5 protein-coding genes are annotated in these 6,330 nt (G+C 73.7%); 2 read left to right on the forward strand and 3 right to left on the reverse strand.

The features are described from left to right. Window positions 1-92: 92 nt before the first annotated feature. From ACFUK0_RS39000 to ACFUK0_RS39010, 3 genes are all read right to left on the reverse strand, one after another. The gene (locus ACFUK0_RS39000; protein ID WP_380258623.1) at window positions 93-1,793 is read right to left on the reverse strand and encodes a phospho-sugar mutase; all 1,701 of its coding nucleotides are present in this window, start codon (window positions 1,791-1,793) and stop codon (window positions 93-95) included. A 125-nt stretch (window positions 1,794-1,918) separates the two neighbouring features. Then, window positions 1,919-2,746 carry a purine-nucleoside phosphorylase gene (locus ACFUK0_RS39005; protein ID WP_380258625.1) on the reverse strand — a complete coding sequence of 276 codons (828 nt, stop codon included), beginning with the start codon at window positions 2,744-2,746 and terminating at the stop codon, window positions 1,919-1,921. A 165-nt stretch (window positions 2,747-2,911) separates the two neighbouring features. Continuing rightward, window positions 2,912-3,349 (reverse strand): gamma-glutamylcyclotransferase, encoded by a 438-nt coding sequence (locus ACFUK0_RS39010; RefSeq protein ID WP_380258627.1) that lies wholly within the window; start codon window positions 3,347-3,349, stop codon window positions 2,912-2,914. 143 nt (window positions 3,350-3,492) lie between these two features. Between ACFUK0_RS39010 and ACFUK0_RS39015 the strand changes: the two genes are divergently transcribed. Together ACFUK0_RS39015 and ACFUK0_RS39020 are read left to right on the forward strand one after the other, a co-directional pair. Continuing rightward, entirely contained in the window at window positions 3,493-4,947 is a 1,455-nt protein-coding gene (locus ACFUK0_RS39015) for an NAD(P)H-quinone dehydrogenase (RefSeq protein WP_380258629.1), read from the forward strand. A gap of 208 nt (window positions 4,948-5,155) precedes the next feature. Beyond that, window positions 5,156-6,106: a DeoR/GlpR family DNA-binding transcription regulator gene (locus ACFUK0_RS39020; protein ID WP_380258631.1), complete on the forward strand. Its 951-nt coding sequence runs from the start codon at window positions 5,156-5,158 to the stop codon at window positions 6,104-6,106. Window positions 6,107-6,330 lie beyond the last annotated feature (224 nt).

A 6,330-nucleotide genomic window follows, 5' to 3' on the forward strand; every position in this document is an offset into this window, starting at 1 on the left:
CCGGACGCCGACGGGCCCGGCCGCCGAGATCTCGTCGGCCGGGCCCGTCCCCATGAACGGCGTCCGCGTGTGCGGCGTCAGGATGCCTGGCGTCAGGCGGGGATGCCCGCCGCCTCGGCGAGGTCGCGCTTGATGCCGGCGAGCACGGCGGCGGCCTGCGCGCGGGCGTCGGCCAGCCCGGCGGCCGAGCCGACCGGCAGGACGACCTCCAGGTAGCACTTGAGCTTGGGCTCGGTGCCGGACGGCCGGACGACGATCCGAGCCGAGCGCACGCCCTCGCCCGCCAGGAGGTAGCGCAGGCCGTCGGTGGGCGGCAGTTCGGCCGAGCCGGCGGTCAGGTCGTCGGCCCGGGTGACGTCGAGTCCGGCCAGCACGGTCGGGGGGTGCTCGCGCAGCCGCCGCATGGCGTCGGTGATGACCGTCAGGTCCTCGACCCGGACGGACAGCTGGTCGGTGGCGTGCAGTCCGTGTTCCAGCGCCAGGTCGTCGAGCAGGTCGCCGAGGGTGCGGCCGGCCCGCTTGAGGCCGGCGGCCAGTTCGGCGACCAGCAGGGCGGCGGTGATGCCGTCCTTGTCGCGGACGCCCTCGGGGTCGACGCAGTAGCCGAGCGCCTCCTCGTAGCCGTAGCGCAGGCCGTCGGCGCGGGAGATCCACTTGAAGCCGGTCAGCGTCTCGGCGTAGCCGAGGCCGGCGGCGGCCGCGATCCGGCCGAGCAGGGTGGAGGAGACGATGGTGGTGGCGAAGGTGCCGGCGGCCTTCCGGGCGACCAGTGCCTCGCCGAGCAGGGCGCCGACCTCGTCGCCGCGCAGCATCCGCCAGCCGGCCGGGGCGGCCGGGTCGGGGACGGCCACGGCGAGGCGGTCGGCGTCCGGGTCGTTGGCGATGACGAGGTCGGGGCCGGCGGTGGCGGCGGTGGCGAAGGAGAGGTCCATCGCCCCCGGCTCCTCCGGGTTGGGGAAGGCCACGGTCGGGAAGTCCGGGTCGGGCTCGGCCTGTTCGGCGACGACGGTGGGCGCGGGGAACCCGGCCTTGGCGAACGCGGCGAGCAGGACGTCCCGGCCGACGCCGTGCAGCGGGGTGTAGACGACGTCCAGGTCGCGGGGGCCGCCCGGTTCGAGGACGGCGGTGGCCCGGGTGAGGTACGCCTCGATGACGTCCTCGCCGAGCACCTCCCAGCCGCCGTCGGCCAGCGGGACGTCGGCGAGGGCGGCGACCGCGTCGATCCCGGCGGCGATGCCGGCGTCGGCGGGCGGGACGATCTGCGCGCCGTCGCCCAGGTAGACCTTGTAGCCGTTGTCCTGCGGCGGGTTGTGGCTGGCGGTGACGGTGACGCCGGCGGCCGCGCCGAGGTGGCGGACGGCGAACGCGAGCACCGGGGTGGGCAGGGCACGCGGCAGCAGGGCGGCGCGCAGGCCGGCGCCGGCCATCACGGCGGCGGTGTCGCGGGCGAAGTCGTACGACTTGTGGCGGGCGTCGTAGCCGATCACCACGAGGTCGCCGAGCCGCTGCTGCCTGACGTACGCGGCGAGGCCGGCGGCGGCGCGGATGACCACGGCGCGGTTCATCCGCATCGGGCCGGCGCCGAGTTCGCCGCGCAGGCCGGCGGTGCCGAACTGGAGGCGGCCGGAGAAGCGCTCGCTCAGCTGGGACCAGGCGATCCGGTTGCCGGACTCGGTCTCGCCCTCGGCCTCGGCCAGCAGGGCGGACAGCTCGTCCCGGGTCTGCGGGTCGGGGTCCTCGGCGAGCCAGGCGCGGGCCCGGGCGAGGAGGTCGGTGGTGGGTGCCTGGGTCATCGGCTCCAGCTCCATCGGAAGAGTCGTTCGCGTGTCGGCCGGTCGGTTCACGAACGGGGCCCGCGGGACGCGTCCCGCGGGCCCCGCCCGATCCGCGTCAGTGCTGATTCTGCGCGCGGGCCGGGTCAGATCCGCTCAAGGACCTTCGCCAGCAGCGCGCCCATCCGCTCGGCGGAGGCCTTTCCGGCCTCCAGCACCTCGGCGTGGTTGAGCGGCTCGCCGGTGATGCCGGCCGCGAGGTTGGTGACCAGGGAGATGCCGAGCACCTCGGCGCCGGCCTCGCGGGCGGCGATGGCCTCCAGCGTGGTGGACATGCCGACCAGCTCGCCGCCGATCACCCGGGCCATGTGCACCTCGGCCGGGGTCTCGTAGTGCGGGCCGCGGAACTGGACGTAGACGGCCTCGTCGAGGGTCGGGTCCACCTCGCGGCAGAGGTCGCGCAGGCGGCTGGAGTAGAGGTCCGTCAGGTCGACGAAGTTGGCGCCGACGATCGGGGAGTCCGCGGTGAGGTTGATGTGGTCGCTGATCAGCACCGGCTGACCGGGGACCCAGCCCTCGCGCAGACCGCCGCAGCCGTTGGTCAGCACGATGGTCGCGCAGCCGGCGGCGGCGGCCATCCGGACGCCGTGCACGACGGTGGCGACGCCGTGGCCCTCGTAGTAGTGGTTGCGGCCGAGGAAGACCAGGGCGAGCTTGTCGGAGCCGGCGATCCGCACGGACCGGATCCGGCCGGAGTGGCCGGCCACGGCGGGGGCGGGGAAGCCGGGGAGCTCGGTGACCGGGAACTCGGCCAGGATCTCGCCCAGGGCGTCGGCGGCGGGCACCCAGCCGGAGCCCATCACCAGGGCGACGTCATGGCGCTCGGCGCCGGTCAGCTCGCGCAGGCGCTCGGCGGCGGCCTGGGCGGCGGCGTAGGGGTCGGCGGGGACGACCGTCTGAGGAGATGCGTTCACGTCTCCGAGGATAGACGGGAATTCACTACGCGCGTAGAAAATGCCGCCGACCGTGCTCGATTGTTACCCGGATGCCCCAAAAGTACAGGTGGTGGCGGCCTTCGCCGCTGCCCGTTCGGGCGGATCCACAACAGCCGGCCCCTGCCCGGGCCCGGTGGTGGCGCCTCAGCAGGGGCGGTGGCGCAGGTCCAGCACGTAGTCGTGCGGGGCGCCCGCGCTCTCCGCCGCGTCCGCGATCAGCCCGAGGTAGCGGGCCGCCGGCAGGCCGCCCTCGTAGTCGTTCAGCACGTACGTCCACACCTGGATGTCGCCGTCCAGGGTGTGCGCCCGCAGCTTGATCTTGCGGTAGATGCCGAGCTGGACGCCCTCCCAGCGGTCGAGGCCCTCCTCGTCCATCGGCGCCACGTCGTAGAGCGAGACGAAGACCTGCTCCTTCTCGTCCTCCACCACGGTGGCCAGCGAGCCCTCCCAGCCGAGCTGCTCGCCGCCGAAGGTCAGCCGCCAGCCGTCCAGCCAGCCGGTGCCCCGGAGCGGGGAGTGCGGGGCGCGGCGGGTCATCTGCCGGGCATCGAGGTTGGTGGCATACGCGGCGTAGAGGGGCATGGCGTCAGCCTACGGGAGGTGAACACGGGGACGGTGCCGGGGAGTGCTCACCGTCACATCCCGGCCCCGCCGAGCGGATGGACGCGCGATGTTTGCGCACCAGACCGAACCCCGGCGTGGCGCCGCCCCCGGCGTGCGGGACAATGGTGCACGTGACTCGGATCGTGATCATCGGTGGCGGACCCGGCGGATATGAGGCGGCCCTGGTGGCGGCCCAGCTCGGCGCGGAGGTGACCGTCGTCGACCGCGACGGCCTGGGCGGATCGGCGGTGCTGACGGACTGCGTGCCGTCGAAGACGCTGATCGCGACCGCGGAGGTGATGACCACCTTCGACAGCTCGTACGAGGAACTGGGCATCATCGTCGCCGACGACACGCCGCCCGTGGAGGGCTCGGCCCGGGTCGTCGGCGTGGACCTCGGCAAGGTCAACCGGCGCGTCAAGCGGCTGGCGATCGCGCAGTCGCACGACATCACCCAGTCGGTGACCCGGGCCGGCGTGACGGTGCTGCGCGGCCGGGGCCGGCTCGGCGGCGGCGGGCAGGCCGCGGACGGCTCCCGCGAGGTGCTGGTCGACGGCCCCGACGGCAGCGTCCAGGCACTGCGGGCCGACGCGGTGCTGATCGCCACCGGCGCCCACCCGCGCGAACTGCCGGACGCGCAGCCCGACGGCGAGCGCATCCTCACCTGGACCCAGGTCTACGACCTGGAGGAGCTGCCCCGCGAGCTGATCGTGGTCGGCTCCGGTGTCACCGGCGCCGAGTTCGCCGGCGCCTACCAGGCGATCGGCTCCAAGGTCACGCTGGTCTCCAGCCGCGACCGGGTGCTGCCCGGGGAGGACCCGGACGCCGCCGAGGTGCTGGAGGAGGTCTTCCGCCGCCGCGGCATGAACGTGATGAGCCGCTCGCGCGCCGAGGGCGCCAAGCGCGTCGGCGACCACGTGGAGGTGACCCTCGCCGACGGCCAGGTGATCCGCGGCACGCACTGCCTGATGGCGGTCGGCTCGATCCCCAACACCGCGGACATGGGCCTGGAGGAGGCCGGGATCAAGCTCAACGACTGGGGCCAGATCCAGGTCGACCGGGTCTCCCGCACCAGCGCCCCCGGCGTCTACGCGGCGGGTGACTGCACGGGCGTCTTCATGCTGGCCTCGGTCGCCGCGATGCAGGGCCGGATCGCGATGTACCACGCGCTGGGTGACGCGGTGCAGCCGCTGAACCTGAAGACGGTGGCCTCCAACGTGTTCACCGACCCGGAGATCGCCACCGTCGGCTACACCGCCGCCGACGTCTCCTGCGGGAAGATGGACGCCGTCGAGGTGAAGCTCCCGCTGCGCGGCAACCCGCGCGCGAAGATGCAGGGCATCAGGGACGGCTTCGTGAAGCTGTTCTGTCGCCCCGGCACCGGCATCGTGGTCGGCGGTGTGGTGGTCGCGCCGCGCGCGAGCGAACTGATTCACCCGATCTCGCTCGCTGTGGACGCCAATTTGACGGTCGAACAGGTGGCCAGTGCGTTCACCGTCTACCCGTCGGTTTCCGGTTCGACCGCCGAGGCGGCCCGCCAGCTGCACATTCGCAAGCGTGCCGAGGGTGAATCCTGAGCCGGTAGGGCACAGTTGGGGCGGCCGCCTGCGGGTGGCCGCCTTTCGCGCGCCGCCCCCGGTGCCGCTGTTTCACCCGTACGGCGGGCGTGATCACCGGCGCCCGGCAGCGCGTAGTGTACGGTCACGCGCCGCCCCCGGGTGAGCATTTCCCGTTACCAGGTGCAAACGCCTGAAAGCAGACGGTCATTCGGTTACCGTCGGTTCTGTGTTTGCAGCAGAACGTCGCCAGTTGATTCTCGAAATGGTGCGCGCCAACGGAGCCGTTTCGCTCCGGGAGCTGGCCCGCGTCGTCCAGACCTCCGAAGTGACCGTCCGCAGGGACGTACGGGCACTGGAGGCAGAAGGGCTCCTCGACCGCCGGCACGGCGGCGCGGTGCTCCCCGGCGGCTTCAGCCGCGAACCCGGATACCCGCAGAAGACCCACCTCGCCGCAGCGGAGAAGAGCGCCATCGCCGATCTCGCGGCCGGCCTGGTGGAGGAGGGCGACGCCGTCGTGGTGGGCGCAGGCACCACCACCCAGGAGCTGGCCCGCCGGCTCGCCCGGGTGCCCGGGCTGACGGTGGTGACCAACTCGCTGCTGGTCGCGCAGGCCCTGGCCCACGCCAACCGGGTGGAGGTGGTGATGACCGGCGGCACCCTCCGGGGCTCCAACTACGCCCTGGTCGGCAGTGGCGCCGAGCAGTCGCTGCACGGGCTGCGGGTCTCCAAGGCGTTCATCTCCGGCAGTGGGCTGACGGCCGAGCGCGGCCTGTCGACCACGAACATGCTCTCCGCGAGCGTGGACCGGGCTCTGGTGCAGTCGGCCGCCGAGGTCATCGTCCTCGCCGACCACACCAAGCTCGGCGCGGACACCATGTTCCAGACCGTCCCGACCGAGGGCATCACCCGCCTCGTGACGGACGAGCACGCCACCGCGGACGACCCCACCGCCCGCGAACTGGACGCCCTGGCCGACTGCGGCGTCCAGATCGACATCGCCCCGCTCGGCCTGCCCGCCGAGCCCACCGTGCACGGCACGGGGACGGGCCACCAGGCCCCCGTCGGGCCCGGCCCGCGCCGCGCGGCCCTGCCGCCCGGCCCCGCCCCGCTGCCCGGTCAGCGCCGCCCCGGTGCCCACGGGCTGCACCCCCGTCCGCTCGCCTCCGGGCGGTCCTGACCCGGCGCCCGCCGGGTCACCGACCGCAGCGCGAACGCGGCCGGTCCCCACTCCCGGAGGAGTGGGGACCGGCCGCGTCGACGGACTCTCCGGCGGGACCGCTTCGTGATCCCGTTCGGCCTGTTCCGGTCAGTCCTTGATCTCGCAGAGTGCGGCGCCGGAGCTGACGCTGCCGCCGACCTCGGCCTTGAGGCCGACGACGGTGCCGGCCTTGTGGGCGTTGA

Origin of the sequence: Kitasatospora sp. NPDC057223, assembly GCF_042669755.1 — a bacterium.
Taxonomy (GTDB): domain Bacteria; phylum Actinomycetota; class Actinomycetes; order Streptomycetales; family Streptomycetaceae; genus Kitasatospora.